This window comes from Corynebacterium sanguinis, assembly GCF_007641235.1.
GTDB classification, from domain to species: Bacteria; Actinomycetota; Actinomycetes; order Mycobacteriales; family Mycobacteriaceae; genus Corynebacterium; species Corynebacterium sanguinis.
This window is the reverse complement of the sequence record NZ_CP038157.1, coordinates 233719-249602: the sequence shown is the minus strand read 5'-3', so window position 1 is coordinate 249602 and position 15884 is coordinate 233719. Positions and strand designations below refer to the sequence as shown.

At 66.0% G+C, this 15884-nt stretch carries 18 protein-coding genes, 1 other RNA gene and 1 riboswitch; of the genes, 9 read left to right on the top strand and 10 right to left on the bottom strand.

Going from position 1 to position 15884, the window contains the following annotated elements; translation table 11 throughout:
* Positions 1 to 3: 3 nt before the first annotated feature.
* The gene (gene thiS, locus E3227_RS01285) at positions 4 to 213 is read right to left on the bottom strand and encodes a sulfur carrier protein ThiS (protein WP_144317301.1); all 210 of its coding nucleotides are present in this window, start codon (positions 211 to 213) and stop codon (positions 4 to 6) included.
* The gene (gene thiO / locus E3227_RS01280) at positions 210 to 1304 is read right to left on the bottom strand and encodes a glycine oxidase ThiO (protein ID WP_144317300.1); all 1095 of its coding nucleotides are present in this window, start codon (positions 1302 to 1304) and stop codon (positions 210 to 212) included. Before thiO ends, thiS begins: the two co-directional genes overlap by 4 nt.
* A gap of 115 nt (positions 1305 to 1419) precedes the next feature.
* On the opposite strand from thiO, the gene E3227_RS01275 reads away from it, so the two are divergent.
* Together E3227_RS01275 and E3227_RS01270 are read left to right on the top strand one after the other, a co-directional pair.
* A complete protein-coding gene (locus tag E3227_RS01275; protein WP_092147173.1) occupies positions 1420 to 1794 on the top strand; it encodes an ectoine synthase in 375 nt (124 codons plus the stop codon).
* 123 nt (positions 1795 to 1917) lie between these two features.
* Positions 1918 to 3153 carry an Nramp family divalent metal transporter gene (locus E3227_RS01270; protein WP_246062714.1) on the top strand — a complete coding sequence of 412 codons (1236 nt, stop codon included), beginning with the start codon at positions 1918 to 1920 and terminating at the stop codon, positions 3151 to 3153.
* Between the two features lie 3 nt (positions 3154 to 3156).
* Here E3227_RS01270 and E3227_RS01265 read toward each other — a convergent pair whose 3' ends face one another.
* Genes E3227_RS01265 through thiC form a run of 5 tightly spaced genes read right to left on the bottom strand, consistent with a single transcriptional unit; the run spans position 3157 to position 8426 of the window.
* Entirely contained in the window at positions 3157 to 3597 is a 441-nt protein-coding gene (locus E3227_RS01265) for a GNAT family N-acetyltransferase (protein ID WP_144317299.1), read from the bottom strand.
* A gap of 10 nt (positions 3598 to 3607) precedes the next feature.
* A complete protein-coding gene (locus E3227_RS01260) occupies positions 3608 to 4777 on the bottom strand; it encodes an MFS transporter (protein WP_144317298.1) in 1170 nt (389 codons plus the stop codon).
* A gap of 5 nt (positions 4778 to 4782) precedes the next feature.
* Entirely contained in the window at positions 4783 to 5442 is a 660-nt protein-coding gene (locus E3227_RS01255; protein WP_144317297.1) for a thiamine phosphate synthase, read from the bottom strand.
* On the bottom strand, positions 5435 to 6664 hold the full coding sequence (locus E3227_RS01250; protein ID WP_144317296.1) for a DUF418 domain-containing protein: 1230 nt from the start codon (positions 6662 to 6664) through the stop codon (positions 5435 to 5437). Before E3227_RS01250 ends, E3227_RS01255 begins: the two co-directional genes overlap by 8 nt.
* A gap of 22 nt (positions 6665 to 6686) precedes the next feature.
* Entirely contained in the window at positions 6687 to 8426 is a 1740-nt protein-coding gene (thiC, locus tag E3227_RS01245; RefSeq protein ID WP_144317295.1) for a phosphomethylpyrimidine synthase ThiC, read from the bottom strand.
* 192 nt (positions 8427 to 8618) lie between these two features.
* Between thiC and E3227_RS01240 the strand changes: the two genes are divergently transcribed.
* Entirely contained in the window at positions 8619 to 9437 is an 819-nt protein-coding gene (locus E3227_RS01240; RefSeq protein ID WP_144317294.1) for a S1 family peptidase, read from the top strand.
* Here E3227_RS01240 and hisN read toward each other — a convergent pair.
* The 3 genes from hisN to E3227_RS01225 are packed head-to-tail and all read right to left on the bottom strand — an operon-like array spanning position 9424 to position 11344.
* Positions 9424 to 10212, bottom strand: a complete 789-nt coding sequence (gene hisN / locus E3227_RS01235; RefSeq protein WP_144317293.1) for a histidinol-phosphatase — start codon at positions 10210 to 10212, stop codon at positions 9424 to 9426. The two genes, E3227_RS01240 and hisN, sit on opposite strands and share 14 nt — an antisense overlap.
* Positions 10205 to 11020, bottom strand: coding sequence for an inositol monophosphatase family protein (locus E3227_RS01230; protein ID WP_144317292.1), 816 nt, complete (start codon positions 11018 to 11020; stop codon positions 10205 to 10207). Before E3227_RS01230 ends, hisN begins: the two co-directional genes overlap by 8 nt.
* 9 nt (positions 11021 to 11029) lie before the next feature.
* Entirely contained in the window at positions 11030 to 11344 is a 315-nt protein-coding gene (locus E3227_RS01225) for a DMT family transporter (RefSeq protein ID WP_136652369.1), read from the bottom strand.
* A gap of 11 nt (positions 11345 to 11355) precedes the next feature.
* Positions 11356 to 11424, bottom strand: a riboswitch (guanidine-III (ykkC-III) riboswitch).
* A 10-nt stretch (positions 11425 to 11434) separates the two neighbouring features.
* Between E3227_RS01225 and prfB the strand changes: the two genes are divergently transcribed.
* The 6 genes from prfB to ssrA all read left to right on the top strand — a co-directional run bounded on the left by prfB (position 11435) and on the right by ssrA (position 15729).
* Entirely contained in the window at positions 11435 to 12532 is a 1098-nt protein-coding gene (gene prfB / locus E3227_RS01220; RefSeq protein ID WP_144317291.1) for a peptide chain release factor 2, read from the top strand.
* Between the two features lie 10 nt (positions 12533 to 12542).
* Positions 12543 to 13244: a cell division ATP-binding protein FtsE gene (gene ftsE, locus E3227_RS01215; RefSeq protein WP_136652367.1), complete on the top strand. Its 702-nt coding sequence runs from the start codon at positions 12543 to 12545 to the stop codon at positions 13242 to 13244.
* On the top strand, positions 13244 to 14146 hold the full coding sequence (gene ftsX, locus E3227_RS01210; RefSeq protein WP_136652366.1) for a permease-like cell division protein FtsX: 903 nt from the start codon (positions 13244 to 13246) through the stop codon (positions 14144 to 14146). Before ftsE ends, ftsX begins: the two co-directional genes overlap by 1 nt.
* Positions 14147 to 14167: 21 nt before the next feature.
* On the top strand, positions 14168 to 14659 hold the full coding sequence (gene smpB / locus E3227_RS01205) for an SsrA-binding protein SmpB (protein WP_006841192.1): 492 nt from the start codon (positions 14168 to 14170) through the stop codon (positions 14657 to 14659).
* A complete protein-coding gene (locus E3227_RS01200; RefSeq protein ID WP_144317290.1) occupies positions 14656 to 15303 on the top strand; it encodes an SDR family NAD(P)-dependent oxidoreductase in 648 nt (215 codons plus the stop codon). The genes smpB and E3227_RS01200 overlap by 4 nt, the downstream gene beginning before the upstream one ends.
* Positions 15304 to 15345: 42 nt before the next feature.
* Positions 15346 to 15729: a transfer-messenger RNA gene (gene ssrA / locus E3227_RS01195) on the top strand.
* Positions 15730 to 15884 lie beyond the last annotated feature (155 nt).

The window sequence follows — 15884 nt, the reverse complement described above, 5'->3', positions numbered from 1 at the left end:
GCCCTAGCCCCCCTGGACTGCGGTGAGGATGTCCACGCGCGCCCCGTCGGCAAGCCGCGTCGACTCCCACTTCGAGCGCGGGACGACGGCCGAGTCGATCGCGACGGCGGTGCCGGCGTCGGGAACGTGCCCGAGCACCTCGTGCACGAGCTCGCTGACCGTCGCCGCATCGGTGTCTCGCGCGGTGTCGTTGACCAAAATGTTTCTGCTCATTGTGTCCTCCTGTGGCGCATCGGGTCGCACGCCATCAAGTCTATAAAGGGCGGTTGCTTGTCGACGAGCTCCGCTGCGCACTGCGCCGCCAGCGCCGCCAGCAAGATTCCGTGGCGGAAGTAGCCGGTGCTGACAATCACGCGCTCGCTGGCGCGCCCGAGGTAGGGCAGATCGTCCGGAGTGCCGGGCCGGGCGCCCGCACCGGCCTCGATGAAATCGCAGTCCTCGATACCGGGCAGGATCTCAATCGCGTCGCGCAATAGCTGGTGCACGCCCTGGGCTTGCGCGTTTGCGCGGCCGTCCTCGCGGCTGGTTGCGCCCACGGTCAGCGTCGCGTCCTCGCGAGGGATGACGTAGATCGCCCTGCCCTCCACCACACCGCGGACCACCCTGGTGGCGAGGGGATGCAGGTGCGCCGGGGCCCGCAGGTGCAGGATGTCGCCGTAGACCGGGCGAAGCTGCAGCGGGCTGACGTTATCGTCGCCCCACCCGGCGATGTCTTGTGCCCCGAGGCCGGCGGCGATGACGACTTGCTCCTGCGGCAGGTGGGAGACGTCGGTGACCCGCTCGCGCACGAAGCTCACCCCGGCGTTGGTGCAGGCGTCGATAAGCGCGCGCGTCAACAGCCGCGGCTGGACCTGGTGATCACCGCTGCTGAGCGCCGCCGAGGACAGCGCGGGAGACAGGGCCGGTTCCAGTGCCCGGGCCTGGCGCACCGTGAGGCGCTGCGCGTGCACCCCGCGCGCTTGTTGGTAGCTGAGCAGATCGTCCAGAAAGGTGCTGTCGGCGCGGTCGCGGGCCACCACGATGGTGCCGTCGGTGCGGTAGCCCGTCGGCAGGTCGGAGTACTTCCGGCACAACGCGATCAGCTCCGGGTAACGGCTGGCTGAGGCCTGCATCAGCGGTAGAAGCGGGTCTTGCTTGTACACCACCTCTGAAGCCGGAGCCAGCATTCCGCCCGCGTAATGGGAGGCGCCACGGGCCGGTGCAGGGTCGTAGACGGTGACCGCACGGCCGCGATCGGCCAGGGTTAAGGCGGTGCTCAACCCGATGATTCCCGCACCGACGACGGCGGTTGGCGTGTCAGACATGGTCCCATTATTCCACACGCGAAGGTATCTCAGGCTCGCGCCCGAGCGCGCGGAGTTTACGTAGGGTTGAAAGGTGTAACGCAATCGCCAACACGTAAATCTTGAGGAGGATTTCATGTTCACCAGGTCTCGCAACGATGTGGAAAAGGTTGAGTGGGGCGGAGGGACCTCCGAGCGCGTGCTCACCGCGAAGGACAACATGGGTTTCGCGGTGGCGCACACCGTGGTGCGCGCGGGTACCGAGTCCAAGCTGCAGTACCGCAACCACCTGGAGGCGTGCTACTGCATCGGCGGCTCCGGTGAGGTTGAAGACACCGAGGGCAACATCTACCCGATCACGCCGGGCACCATCTACGTGCTCGACGAGCACGACGCCCACTACCTGCGCGGCGGCAAGGACGAGGATCTGATCCTGGTCAGCATCTTCAACCCGGCGATCACCGGCGACGAGAAGCACACCTTAAGCGAGGACGGGTTCAGCTCCTACTAAAGGCATCTCTGTGAGGCGCTAAGGAAGACAGGTAGTGAAATGCACCCCGCGGGGTAGCGCGACAGTACTAAGCTGTCACCAACGTGATGTAACTCACATTCATAGACGGATTCGAGGTACGCGATGTCCACTGTTGAAACCACCACAGCGCCACAGCGTAAGTCCGGCATGTTTGGGCCGGGGCTGCTCATCGCGGCGTCGTTCATCGGCCCGGGTACGGTCACCACAGCCACGGTGACCGGCGCGAACTTCGGCTACGCGCTCGTCTGGGCGATTGTTTTCTCCATCGTGGCGACGATCATCCTGCAGGAAATGTCGGTGCGCCTCGGACTCGCGGCTCGCCTCAGCACCGGTGAAGCGCTGCGTCAGACGTTTAGTTCGCAGATTATCAAGTGGCTGATGATCATCTTGGTCGTCTCCGCAATCGGCATCGGCGGCGCAGCGTACGCCGGGGGCGACACGACGGGCACCGCGCTCGCGCTCGCCAGCGTGACGGGGTGGTCGCAAGTGCTGCTCTCCGTCGGGGTGGCCGCGGTGGTGCTGGCCTTGCTACTTTCAGGAAGTTACGCGTTTCTAGAGAAGGTAATGACGGTGCTGGTGGGCATCCTGGCGCTGACCTTCTTGGTTACGGCCATCAGCGTGGGGCCCGACCTCGGGGCCATGCTGCGCTCCACCTTCATGCCCAGCGTGCCGGACGGCGCTGTTCTCTCCGCGGTCGCGCTTATCGGCACGACGGTCGTTCCCTACAACGTCTTCTTGCACTCCAACCTGGTGCAGGAGAAGTGGGGAGACGAGCCGCGGGACCCCGCACTGAAGAAGGCGCGGATAGACAACGTTGTTTCCATCAGCCTCGGTGGTTTGATCACGCTGGCGATCGTCGCAACGGCCGCTGCGACGATGTTTGCGCAAGGACTTCAGGCGGAATCCGCCGCCGACCTCGCCGAGCCGCTTCGCCCGATGCTTGGCGACGCCGCCCCGTGGCTGCTCGCCATCGGCCTGTTCGCCGCGGGCCTGACCTCCGCGGTCGCCGGCCCGATGGGTGCGGCGTACGCGATCTGCGGCGTCATGGGCTGGCCCACCGACATGAAGAGCCAGCGCTTCCGCATCATCGTCGTCGTGGTGGTCCTCTTCGGCGCGGCGATTTCCATCTCGGGGTTCAACCCGATCCAGATCATCATCCTCGCCCAGGCCGCGAACGGCATCTTGTTGCCCGTTATCGCGTTTTTCCTTCTGATCACGATGAACAACAAGCGTCTGCTGGGCGAGCACGCGAACTCGCTGGTGGGAAACATCCTCGGTGGGCTGATCTTCCTGATCACACTCGTCCTCGGCGGTCTATCGCTCGCCGACCTGTTTTAGCTTTCAGCGCCGCAGACGCATCATCACGTGCGGGATGCCGGCATCGGGGAATTCCTCGCCCTCGGCGACGAAGCCGAAGCCGGTGTAGTAACCCACCAGCCCGGATTGGGCCTCGATAACAAGGTCGCCGGAGAATCGCTGGGTGTAGGCGATGCCGGTGCGCACGATCTCATGGCCGAGGCCCGTGCCACGCGCAGCTGGGGCAACGACGAAGCGGCCGAACCGGCTGCCGGAGTCGGTGGGAAACACCCGTGCGCACCCGAGCAGCTCGGCCGGATCCTCATCCGACCACGCCAGAAGGTGGCGGGTGTCCGGGTGCGCGTCAATGTCGTCGATCTCAGCAAACGGGCACTGCTGCTCGACGACGAACACGTCAACGCGCAGCTTGAACAGGGCATGGGTCTGCAGAGCGGTAAGCTGCGCCAGCGGCGAGATCGCAATCATGGCCCCAAGCTTAGGCGCGGGAGAGGTAGCCGGTCTTAATCTGGGTAAAGCGCACGACGGCTGAGGTCAGGGCCAGGGCGGCGAGCACGAGCAGGGGCACCGTCGGCCCGGCCAGCGGCTCCAGCCACTGCAACAGCGGCGGCAGGGCGAATCCGATGTAAGTGCCCACGTAGTAAATGCCGAGGACGCGGCCGCGAGCGTGGAGGGGAGCGTATGTGTCGACGTCGAGAAGCCCATCGCGCAGGCACAAACCGTACGCCGCACCCAACGCGATGGTCGCTGCGACGAAGGCTGCGAGCGTGGGGTTGGTTCCAGCGAAGCCGGCAATCGCCAGTCCCGTCGCGGAGCACAGCGCGCCGATGACGCCGGCGCGCGGGCCCCAGTCGAAGCGCCTGCCCAGAGCCTGGAGCACAAGCGCGGTGCCGAAGCCGAGACCGGCGGCGATTCCCGGCATGAACACCCCGGTAGGGAAGTAGTGGGCCACGCGAGCGGCGAGCCCGACGACCGCGGTAGTGATGGAGGCGAAGACCCACACCGCCACCGGCAATGCCGTCGCCAGCGCCTTGGTGGATGAGCGCTGCGCCGGTGCCGCGGCGGGCGCTGGTGCGGGGCCGTCGGGGCCCTGGGTTACCGCGTGGTGGGGTGTGTCGCCGATGACCAGGGAGACCACGATGGCCAGCAGCGACAGCGCGATGGTCACCGCGTAGAGCTCCCAGATCCGCGGCTGGGCATAGGCGAAAATTCCGGAGAAGATCGGCCCGAGGGCGAAGCCGGAGGTCAAAAAGATGCCGGCGAGGGTCGCACCTTGCGCGCCGCGGAGCCTCGCCGCCCACGCCGTTCCCGCGCTGACGACAAGTCCGACACCGAGCCCGACGACGAAGCGGCCCGACAGCAGGGCGGCGGCGCTGTGCGAGAAGGCAAGGCCTAGGTTTCCGAGCGCGGAGACGATCGTGCCCGCAATGACAATCGGGCGGCCTCCGAAGCGGTCGGCGAGGATCCCGCCGGCCAGAAGGCACGGAAACAGACCGGCTGCGTAGATTCCGTATGCGCCGTTGACCAGCAGCGGCTCGAGGTGCGCGCGCTCTTTAAGGGCCACGAGAACGGCCGCGAAGTGGTTCGCGGCCCATCCTGCCGTGACGAGGAAGAGGATGACGCTGTAGAAAACTTTGCGGCTGGACATGGGGACTAATCTACTGCGCCGCGTTCGAACTCGGAGAGTACGCGCGCCACGTAGGCGCCGGTGTCCTCGGCGTTCATGATGCCGCGCACCAGAGCGAGCCCGTCGACGCCGGTGGAGGCGAGCTCGGCGGCGTCGTCGACCGTGACATCGCCGATGGCTACGACGGGCACGAGGGACTCAGCGACGAGGGGGCGGTAGCCGTCGACACCGAGTAGCGGCCGGCCCGAGTCCTTCGTCGGGGTGGCGCGAAACGGCCCGGCCCCGACGTAGTCGATGTCTCCAGCTAGTTCATTGGCCGCGCGCACGAGCTGAAGCGTCCCCGTGGTCAGTCCGATGATCGCTTCCGGGCCGAGTAGCCGCCGGGCAACGCGGACATCGAGGTCGTCTTGGCCGAGGTGGACGCCGTGGACGCCCTCGTCGCACAGGGCGAGCGCGACGTCGACGCGGTCGTCGATAAGCACGCGCGTGGCGGGGTTGGCCTCGCGCACCGCGTGGGCAACCTCGCGGCCGAGGCTGTAGAGGTCGCGCGCGGAGATGGGTTTGCTGCGCACCTGTATGACACCGGCGCCGGCGCGCGCGGCGTCGCGGGCGCGGGTGACGATGTCGCGCTCGCTACCGCTCCCGGTGACAAAGTAGCAGCGCAGGTCGAGCTCGCACTTAAGCATGTGCGGGCCTCGGTTCGATCGCGCCGGTGCGCCCGTAGGCGAGGTGGCGGTGAACCCACTCGAATGGGCCGGGGGTGCGGGTGGCCTCGAGGACGGAGGCAAGAAGCAGGGTGATCAGCCAGACGAGCAGGCCCACCCCGAGCTTGCCGGCGACGTTCGCGTCCAGGCCGAGCCCGAACCCGAAGGGCGAGACGAGGACAATAAACAGCAGCGACTGTGCGAGGTAGCCGGACATGGAGCGCTTACCCAGCGCGATCAGTGGGTTGGCCCAGCCAGGCGCGGCCTGCGCCTGGGCGGCGCGCTTTTGCATCCCGTTGGTGGCCAGCGCGAACGCGGCGAGGATGCCGGGGCCGGTGAACGGCCCCCAGGACTGGTTGAGGATCCAGAAGAACTCCTCGAGGCCCGGGTCGATCACCCCGATCGCCGCGAGACCCCACGGAAGCCCGAGCAGCAGGGTGATCGCCACGGCGACATAGACCCATTGCCGCAGAATAGCGCGATGCTTATCGACGTTCACCAGGTAACCCTCCGTCGCCCAGACGTAGCCGATGATGCTCAGCCCGGCGAGAGAACCGACCGCGAAGGGGATCGAAGTGAGCATCAGCATCGCCGCGGAAAAGTTGGCGCTGAAGTAGTCACCCACGGTTAACAGCTCCGTGGTGGGGGCGCGCATATCGGGCAGGGCCCCGGGCTCGAAGAAGTACACAGCAAAAGCGCCGGCGGTGCCGGTAACGGCGAAAAATCCCAGCAAGATGTAGGCGATCAGGCGCAGCCACTTCGCGCTGACGGTGAACAGTAGAGCCATGAGCACGCCGATGAGCCCATAGGTGAGCATGATGTCGCCGTAGAAGATCGCGAGCATGTGGATTAGCCCCAGAGCAGCGAGGGTGCCGTAGCGGCGCAGAAGCACCCGGCGCGCGTCGCGCAGCGGGTAGTGCTTGCGGTACAGGCTGGCCACCACTAGCCCGAAGCCGAAGCCGAGCAGCGTGGAAAACATCGGCAGGCCGCGTACGTGGACGAACATCGCGGAAAACACGGCGAAGAAGGCATCCACCCCGCTCGAAGGGTCGACGCCGCCGAGGGTGTCGCCCGGCGCGCCGGCACCGGATGAGCCAGTGGTGATCCAGGCTTGGACCGAGTTGGCTGCGGCGATGCCCAGCAGGGAGACGCCGCGGGCGATGTCGGGGAGGAGCAGTCTTTGCTTCGCGGGTGTTTTGTCCATGCCCACAACCTACTCGGGTGGCTTACTCGGGGAGGTAGACCTGCGAGCCGTGTTCGCGGAAAACATGCGCCATGTGCTGCTCGCCGAGGACGGCGTCGACGGTGGGCATGCCCAGGGATTCGATGGTGTCGCCGAACTCGTCCCGGATGTCCTGGGAGATCCGCATCGAGCAGAACTTCGGACCGCACATGGAGCAGAAATGCGCGGTCTTGGCCGGTTCGGCGGGCAGGGTCTCGTCGTGGTAGGCGCGCGCGGTGTCCGGGTCGAGGGAGAGCGCGAACTGGTCCTCCCAGCGGAACTCGAAGCGGGCCTTGCTCATCGCGTCGTCCCAGTCCCGGGCGCCCGGATGCCCCTTCGCCACGTCGGCGGCGTGCGCGGCGATCTTGTAGGTGATCACGCCCGTCTTCACGTCGTCCTTGTTTGGCAGGCCGAGGTGCTCCTTCGGGGTGACGTAGCACAGCATCGCGGTGCCGCCCGCGGCGATGTTGGCCGCGCCGATCGCGGAGGTGATGTGGTCATACCCCGGAGCGATGTCGGTGACCAGGGGGCCAAGCGTGTAGAAGGGTGCCCCGCCGCACCACTCCTCTTCCTTGTCGTTGTTGATCTGGATCATGTCCAGCGGCACGTGGCCGGGGCCCTCGATCATCACCTGGACGTCGAAATCCCAGGCGCGGTGGCACAGCTCGCCGATGGTCTTCAGCTCGGCGAATTGGGCGGCGTCGTTGGCGTCGGCCACGGAGCCGGGGCGCAGGCCGTCACCGAGCGAGAAGGAGACGTCGTAGGCCGCGAAGATCTCGCAGAGCTCGTCGAAGTTCTCGTAGAGGAAGGACTCCTTGTGGTGGGCGAGGCACCAGCCGGCCATGATCGAGCCGCCGCGGGAGACGATGCCCGTGACGCGCCGGGTGGTCAGCGGCACGAACGGCAGGCGAACTCCGGCGTGGATGGTCATGTAGTCCACGCCCTGCTCGCACTGTTCGATGACGGTGTCGCGGAAGATTTCCCAGGTCAAATCCTCGGCAATGCCGCCGACCTTCTCCAGGGCCTGGTAGATGGGCACGGTGCCGATCGGAACGGGGGAGTTGCGGATGATCCACTCGCGGGTGGTGTGGATGTCGTTGCCGGTGGACAGATCCATCACGGTGTCGGCACCCCAGCGGGTTGCCCAGCGTAGCTTGTCCACCTCCTCGCGGATTGACGAGGTCACGGCGGAGTTGCCGATATTGGCGTTGATCTTGGTCAAAAACGCGTTGCCGATGATCATCGGCTCGCTCTCGGGGTGGTTGACGTTGTTCGGGATGATTGCGCGGCCTGCGGCGACTTGCGAGCGCACCTTCTCTACGTCGCAGTGCTCGCGCAGGGCGACGAACTCCATCTCGGGGCTGATTTCGCCGCGGCGGGCGTAGTGCATCTGGGTCACGCGCTTGCCGGGGTGGGCGCGCAACGGGTTTCGCCTGGCTCCCCGCCACTCCTCGGAGGCGGAGCCGCGCTTGGCGGCCCGTGTGCCGTCGTCAAGAAGGTTGCGTTGGCGCCCGGTGTACTCCTCGACGTCGCCGCGCTCGGCGATCCACGTGCTGCGCAGCGCCGGTAGTCCTTCCTCGGGCTGTGCCCATGGCCCGCGGGTGCGGTAGGTCCGGAAGGGCTCGTTTGGACCGCTTGGCGAGTCATCGAGTGAGATGGCGGTTTCGGGCACTTCCAGGCCGCCTGCGCGGATCGGCGCGTAGCTGTGCTTGGGGTGGATTTCTTGCGCGTACGAATCGGTCACGAAATGGCTCCTTACATCCTTCGCTGGTGCTAACCAGGCAGGTTCGAACGGTGCCCGCGCGGCTGCTTCGGCGCGGTCTCAGCCCCTAACCAGTGGGGCGCCCGTGTGGGGTCGTGCGCACCAACCTAGTCGTGGTGGCGCGGCAATGCTATATTGCTGTTACAGAAGTTACGCAAGAGAAAGTGTCATCACATGGTCCGCCGCCTGCTCGCCCCTCTTTTCGCCCTTATCGTCGTCATGGCGGGGGCGCCGCTCGCCCACGCGCAGGAGGACCCGAATTACATCTGGCGCACCGATCCGGTGTCCAAGGTGCTGGCCGGCAAGCCCGCGGCGGATCGCGTGCTGCACCGCGTGCCGGGGTCGTTTCACGATGCCGCCCCGATCGCCCCGGAGGCGTGGGACGCGCAGGTCAACCGCGGTAAAGCTCTGTACGGGCCGGGCACTCCGGTCTACATCAATGGCTCAGCAATGTGCACCATCGCCGCGGCCGGCTACGACGCCGCCGGCCGCATGGTCGCCGTCACCGCCGGCCACTGTGGCTCGGAGGGCCAGTCAGTGATCTCTGCCGACGCGATCGGTGTGGGCGAATCCGGCCGCATCGCCGCGGTCAACCGCGCACTGGATTACGCCGTCATCGAGCTTTACCCCAACGCGGAGGTTAGCCGCACCTACAACGGCGTGACGGTCAACCACCTCGGCGCCGCGCCGCGCGCGTTCGGCCAGGTCGTGTGCAAGTCCGGCTACGCCTCGGCGCAGACCTGCGGCGTGACCTGGATCGACGATGGGGTCACCAACCTCAACCAGGTGTGCGCAATGCAGGGCGACTCTGGCGCGCCCCTGCTCGCCGGGGATTCCCTCGTCGGCATTATCAACGGCGGCATCATCAACGCGCCGTGCTACTCGCCGCTGCAGGGCCCGATCTTCTCCCCGACGTCCTCGGCGAGATTCGAGACGATCCTCGGCGCGATGAACAGCGGATCCGCCCCGGGCAGCGGGTTTAGGCTCCCGTAACTTCCTTCAGCACTGCCTCGTGGAGGGCCCCATTGGTCGCGACAGCGTCGCCGCCGTGCGGGCCCTCTTCGCCGCTTAACGACGTAAACGTGCCCCCAGCCTCAGTCACCAGCACCGCCAGCGCGGCCAAGTCCCACAGCGACACCTCGGGCTCCAAGGCGATGTCGACCGCGCCCTCAGCGACGAAGCAGTAGCTCAGGAAATCGCCGTAGCCACGCAGCCGCCAGGCCTTCTCGGTCAGAGCGATGAAGTTGTCGCGCAGGCCGCGCTCCTGCCAGCCCTCCAGCGAGGACATGGAGATAGAGGCGTCAGACAGCTCGGCGACCTTGGACACGTTCAGGCGCTTCAGCGCGCCCGTGCTGAAGGTGCGCCACGCCCCGGTTCCGGCGGAGGCGTACCAGCGGCGCGCCAGGGCGGGGGCGGAGATGACGCCGACGACCGGCTGGCCGTCGACAAGCAGCGCGATGAGCGTCGCCCACACGGGCACGCCGCGCACGAAGTTTTTGGTGCCGTCGATCGGGTCGATCACCCACTGGCGGCCCTCGATGACCGCCTCGCCGCCGAACTCCTCGCCGAGCACGGCGTCGGCCGGGCGCGCGGTCGCAAGCTCTGCGCGCAGCGCCTCCTCGACGGCCAGATCGGCGTCGGAGACGGGGGTCATATCGGGCTTGGATTCGACGTTTAGGTCGGCCGCTTCGAAGCGCTCGATGGTGATCCCGTCCGCGAGATCCGCGAGTTTGAGGGCGAGGGCGAGGTCGTCAGCGTAGTTAGACATGCTCAGAGAGTTTACCCGCCACCTCATCGACGATGAGCGGGTTGCCGGCCACGCACCACGCGACACCGCCGGCCTGAACCTTGATCGCGCGCCCGCCGACGGCTTCGACGAGCGCCTTGCCGGGCAGCCAGTCCCAGTCCGCCACGGAGTGCTGCAGCCAGCCGCCGATGCCGCCGGAGGCAACGGTGGCCAGGTCGACGGAACCCGCGCCCCACATGCGGATAGTGGCGGCGTCTTTAACGGCCGAGACCCAGGCCTGGCGAATCGACTCGTGACTCATCGAGCGCGGGTGCAGGTAGGTCGCCAGCGCGAGCTGGTCCAGCCCCGCGCTTTCAAGCTGTGGCAGTCGCTCGCCGTTGCGCGTCGCCACGCCGCCCGCCGCGAGCCAGGTCGTGGCAAACGCGGGTCGGTGCACCGCGCCGAGAATAAGCTCATCGGGCTCGCTGACATCGCCCGCAACGAGCGCGAGCGCGGAGCAGAAGTAGTCGGAGCCGTGGGAGAAGTTGTAGGTCCCGTCGACCGGGTCGATCACCCAGGTCCGCCCGCTTGTCGACGCCCGGGCAGCGCCCTCCTCGCCCACGACGCCATCGTCGGGGCACAGCGCCAAAAGCGCGTCGGCGACGAACTGCTCTGCGGCGCGGTCGGCGTCGGTGACCACGTCGGAGACGGAGGTTTTCTGCTGCGTGGACAGGCCGTCGTCACGCATGCGCAACGCGAGGCGGCCAGCGTGCTCGACGAGTGCCGCGGCGAGCGTGGCGTCGTCGGAATCGGCATGGGCGGAGATGAAGGCAGCAGTCATGCAGACCATTATGGCGCGTTAGCCCACTAGCTTCAGCCCGGCGATGCCGCCGACGACCATGAGTAGGAACGTGACCTTCAAAGGCGTGATCGACTCTTGGCCCGTCACAAAGGAATAGACAACCGCGAGGGATGCGCCGACGCCGACCCACACCGCGTAACCGGTGCCGAGCGGGACGGTGCGCAGCGCCCACGCCAGCCCCGCCATAGAGATGGCCAGGGCGACGAAGAAGACGACTGCGGGTGCCGGGCGGGTCAGGCCCTGCGAGCGATCCAGTGCGATCGCCCACACCGCCTCGAAGGCGCCAGAGAGAAGCAGAATGATCCATGCCATGGTGCGTACTTTCTGGCCGTCTTGTCGTGGTCCCGGGTACGGCTCCCTCGTCCGGGTCCCGCTCGAACGCGCAGGCTAGACTTACATGTTATGCAACCGGAGACCCAGGCACGAATCCAGAACCTCGATTCGACGCTCACCACCATTGAAAAGGTGATGGACCTAGACGAGCTCGCTGCGCGCGCGAGGGAGCTCGAGCAGCAGGCCAACGACCCCTCGCTGTGGGACGACCCGGCGCACGCGCAGAAGGTGACCACGGAGTTGTCGAACGTGCAGGCGCGGCTGAAGAAGGTCGCGTCGCTGCGCGAGCGTATCTACGACCTTCCGGTGATGTACGAGCTCGCCGAGGAAGAGGGTGAGCCGGCACTGGTTGACGACGAGCTTTCCGCGCTGGAGGAGTCGATCGGCTCACTGGAGGTGCAGACGATGCTCTCCGGCGAGTACGACGAGCGCGAGGCCGTGGTCAACATCCGTTCCGGCGCCGGCGGCGTCGACGCCGCGGACTGGGCGGAGATGCTGATGCGCATGTACACGCGCTGGGCGGAGAAGAACGGCTACAAGGTCGAGGTCTACGACATCTCCTACGCGGAGGAGGCCGGCATCAAGTCCGCCACCTTCGTGGTGCGCGGGGAGTACATGTACGGCCAGCTTTCGGTGGAGCAGGGCGCACACCGGTTGGTGCGTATCTCACCGTTCGACAACCAGGGCCGGCGGCAGACCTCGTTCGCCGAAGTTGAGGTGCTGCCCGTGGTTGAGCAGACGGACCACATCGACATCCCTGATTCCGACATCCGCGTCGACGTGTACCGCTCCTCCGGCCCCGGCGGGCAGTCGGTCAACACCACGGACTCGGCGGTGCGCATCACGCACCTGCCGACCGGAATCGTGGTCACGTGCCAGAACGAGAAGTCGCAGATCCAGAACAAGGCCTCCGCGCTGGGGGTCCTGCAGTCGAAGCTGCTTGAGCGCAAGCGCCAGGAGGAAAAGGCCGAGATGGACGCCCTCGGCGCCGGGGGTAACGCGTCCTGGGGCAACCAGATGCGTTCCTATGTGCTGCACCCCTACCAAATGGTGAAGGATTTGCGGACAAACTACGAGGTAGGCGACCCGCAGAAGGTGCTCGACGGCGACATCGACGGCTTTTTGGAGTCCGGCATCAGGTGGAGGATGGCTGAAGCCAAAGGGTAGGGTGTGACGGGTGATTACATTCACCAACGTCACCAAGGTCTACCCGACCTCGACTAGGCCCGCGCTTGACGACGTCTCCTTCACCATCGACAAAGGAGAATTCGTCTTCCTCATCGGCCCGTCCGGATCGGGAAAGTCAACGTTTTTGGAGCTGATGATCCGCGAGGAAAATGTCACTTCAGGCGACATCCGCTTCGACGATTTCCACGTCAACGCGCTCAAAGGCAAGGAGATCAACCGGCTGCGGCAGTCCATCGGCTACGTCTTCCAGGACTTCCGCCTGCTGCCCAAGCTCAACGTCTACGACAACGTGGCGTTCGCCCTGCAGGTCACGGGCAAGCCGAAGGCGGAGATTGCCAAGCTGGTGCCCGACGCGCTTGGGCTCGTCGGCCTCGACGCGAAGGCGAACCGTTACCCCCACGAGCTCTCGGGCGGTGAGCAGCAGAGGGTGGCGATTGCCCGTGCGTTCGTCGATAAGCCCCCGCTCGTGCTTGCCGACGAGCCGACGGGCAACCTCGACCCGAAGACCGCTGACGAGATCATGGCGCTTCTCACGCGCATCAACCGGCTGGGGTCCACCGTGGTGATGTCCACCCACAACGCGCGCGCGGTCAACGACCTGCGCCAGCGCGTCCTCGAGCTGAACCTGGGCAAGCTGGTCCGCGACGAAAAGCACGGCGTGTACGGCGTATCGGGATCGGAGGCACGCTAATGAACTTCAGTTTTGTGTTCCGCGAAGCGTTTCGCGGGCTCGGCCGCAACCTGACCATGACCGTGGCGCTGGTGATCACCACCGCGCTGTCGCTTATGCTCGTGGGCGCGGGCATCCTGATCTCGCAGGCGACCTCCGAGACGAAGGCTCTCTACCTCGACCGCGTCGAGGTGATGATCGAATTGGACGAGGAGATTTCCGCCAACGACACCGACTGCTCCTCGCCCGCCTGCCTCGAGGTGCGCGATCGCCTGCAGGCAAGCAACGGGGTGGAGCAGGTCACCTTCCGCTCGCGCCAGCAGTCCTACGACCGATTCGTCGAACTGTTCCAGGACACCGATCCTGATCTCGTGCGCGAAACCACGCCCGACGCGCTTCCCGCGGCGTTGCACGTACGACTGACCGATCCGGCGGACACCCGCCCGGTGCAGCAGGTCGCCGACATGCCGCAGGTGACCGTCATCACCGACCAGGCCGACACCGTCCGTGAGGCCGCGGGCACGATGGACACCTTCCGCAACGTCACCTTCGTCGTCGCGGCGGCGCAGGCGGTGGCGGCGCTGTTCCTGATCTCCAACATGGTGCAGCTCGCCGCATTCAACCGCCGCGAGCAGATCGGCATCATGCGCATGGTCGGCGCCTCGCGCTGGTTCACCCAGGCCCCGTTCGTCCTTGAGGCGGTGGTCTCCGTGCTGATCGGCGGGGTGATCGCCACCGTCGGCGCGTGGCTGGCAAAGCGCTTCCTCGTCGACCCGATGCTGGGCGATCTCTACGCCTCCCAGCTCATCGCGCGCGTGCCGGATTCCGCAGTCTGGGTAACCATGCCGCTTGTCACCCTCGCGGCGATGGTGCTCGGAGGTGTCGCAGCACAGGTGGCACTGCGTTCCTACGTGAGGAAGTAAACGGGTAAACTTAACCCGACTATGGCGAAGAAGAAGAAAAAATCACCCTCCGGAAACGTCGTTGCGACGAACCGGAAAGCTCGCCACGACTACACCATCCTGGATACCTGGGAGACCGGCATCGTGCTTGTGGGCACGGAGATCAAGTCGCTGCGCGACGGCAAGGCCAGCCTCGTCGAGGCCTTTGCCACCATCGACAACGGGGAAGTGTGGCTGCGCAACCTGCACATCCCCGAGTACTCGATGGGGTCGTGGACGAACCACTCGCCGCGACGCACCCGCAAGCTGCTCATGCACCGTAGCGAGATCGATTCGCTCGAGGGCAAGGTCCGCGACGGCAACCGCACGCTTGTGCCGTTGTCCATTTACCTGAAAGAGGGCAAGGCCAAGGTGGAACTCGGGCTGGCGCAAGGTAAGCAGGATTACGACAAGCGCCAGGCGATTAAGAAGCGCACCGAGGACCGAGAGATCGCGCGCGATCTGGGCAAGAAGTTCAAGGGGATCAAGGCGTGAAGAAGGCACTTATCACAGGGGCGTCCCGCGGCATCGGCCGCGCGATTGCCCAGGAGCTCTCCACCGACCACCACATCTACGTCGGTGCTTCCCGCGATGCTGCGGCGGTCGTCGATACGCTGCCCAGCGCCGAGCCTTTCGAGGTTGACCTGCGCGACTCGACCGCCATTTCCGCTGCCTGCGCCCGCATCGGGGAGCTTGACGTGCTCGTCCACGCCGCCGGGATTTACCCGAAGGGGCCGTTCGACCAGCTGGGCGATGCCCAGTGGCGCGACGGCTTTGAGGTGAACTTTTTCGCCGCGGTCCAGCTCGTGCGCGAGCTTTTGCCCGCTTTACGACGCTCGCGTGGACTGATCATCACCATCAACTCCGGCGCCGGCTTCCACGGCGTCGACCAGGGCAGCGTGTACTGCTCGACAAAGTACGCGCTGAAAGGGTTCACCGACGTGCTGCGGCTGGAGGAGCAGGGGCGCGTGGGCGTGACCTCCCTGCATCCCGGACCAACCGGCACGGACATGATTGCCGCCGATGACCGGGTAAAGATGGACCCGGTAGACGTTGCACGCGCGGCCCGTCTGGCCGTGGACTTGAGCCCGGAGACGGTGATCGACTTCCTGCGTGTGACCCCCTTGCGCAAATCCTGAATGAGGCGTAGGGTTAACCCTCCTACGGTTCCCGTAGTTAATGGGGTTGATTTTTGGTTTCGACTTCATTGACCAAGCCAGGGGAAGCGTGCCGGTGCAGGCTGGAGACCACCGTGAGCGTCGCAGCAAACAATAAACGCAGAGAAGACCTCTCAGCGTGACTACGCCCTCGCTGCCTAAGAGCTAGCGACTAGCGTGTCTGTCAGGCCGGGCCCGTTCCCAGCCCGGTACCTGGCATCGACTTAGGGAACTTGCCCAAGGGCCGTGCCAGTGCGGCCCGCGGGGACTTTTCACACTGGCTGGGCCCGTCAACCGGACATGTTCGCCTGATCCGGTGGGTCGAGCAGAGACGATGCGCGAACTGCGCACGGAGAAGCCCTGGCGAGGTGATGAAGGACCCGGGTTCGATTCCCGGCAGCTCCACCGGTAGCAAACCCCCTGATCGGAGATGATCGGGGGGTTTGTTCTATTTCTCCTGGTCAACAATGTGATGGCCTTATGCAACGTGTGCGTAGTTAGCAACTCCGCACGGTACCAATATGGGCAGCGTCCGCCGCCACGCCGACATGGCGCACCCATGC

Excerpts from the sequence above, each read along its gene's own strand:
- thiS (WP_144317301.1), bottom strand. The coding sequence starts at position 213 with ATGAGCAGAAACATTTTGGTCAACGACACCGCGCGAGACACCGATGCG.
- thiO (WP_144317300.1), bottom strand. The coding sequence starts at position 1,304 with ATGTCTGACACGCCAACCGCCGTCGTCGGTGCGGGAATCATCGGGTTG.
- E3227_RS01275 (WP_092147173.1), top strand. The coding sequence starts at position 1,420 with ATGTTCACCAGGTCTCGCAACGATGTGGAAAAGGTTGAGTGGGGCGGA.
- E3227_RS01270 (WP_246062714.1), top strand. The coding sequence starts at position 1,918 with ATGTCCACTGTTGAAACCACCACAGCGCCACAGCGTAAGTCCGGCATG.
- E3227_RS01265 (WP_144317299.1), bottom strand. The coding sequence starts at position 3,597 with ATGATTGCGATCTCGCCGCTGGCGCAGCTTACCGCTCTGCAGACCCAT.
- E3227_RS01260 (WP_144317298.1), bottom strand. The coding sequence starts at position 4,777 with ATGTCCAGCCGCAAAGTTTTCTACAGCGTCATCCTCTTCCTCGTCACG.
- E3227_RS01255 (WP_144317297.1), bottom strand. The coding sequence starts at position 5,442 with ATGCTTAAGTGCGAGCTCGACCTGCGCTGCTACTTTGTCACCGGGAGC.
- E3227_RS01250 (WP_144317296.1), bottom strand. The coding sequence starts at position 6,664 with ATGGACAAAACACCCGCGAAGCAAAGACTGCTCCTCCCCGACATCGCC.
- E3227_RS01240 (WP_144317294.1), top strand. The coding sequence starts at position 8,619 with ATGGTCCGCCGCCTGCTCGCCCCTCTTTTCGCCCTTATCGTCGTCATG.
- hisN (WP_144317293.1), bottom strand. The coding sequence starts at position 10,212 with ATGTCTAACTACGCTGACGACCTCGCCCTCGCCCTCAAACTCGCGGAT.
- E3227_RS01230 (WP_144317292.1), bottom strand. The coding sequence starts at position 11,020 with ATGGTCTGCATGACTGCTGCCTTCATCTCCGCCCATGCCGATTCCGAC.
- E3227_RS01225 (WP_136652369.1), bottom strand. The coding sequence starts at position 11,344 with ATGGCATGGATCATTCTGCTTCTCTCTGGCGCCTTCGAGGCGGTGTGG.
- prfB (WP_144317291.1), top strand. The coding sequence starts at position 11,435 with ATGCAACCGGAGACCCAGGCACGAATCCAGAACCTCGATTCGACGCTC.
- ftsX (WP_136652366.1), top strand. The coding sequence starts at position 13,244 with ATGAACTTCAGTTTTGTGTTCCGCGAAGCGTTTCGCGGGCTCGGCCGC.
- smpB (WP_006841192.1), top strand. The coding sequence starts at position 14,168 with ATGGCGAAGAAGAAGAAAAAATCACCCTCCGGAAACGTCGTTGCGACG.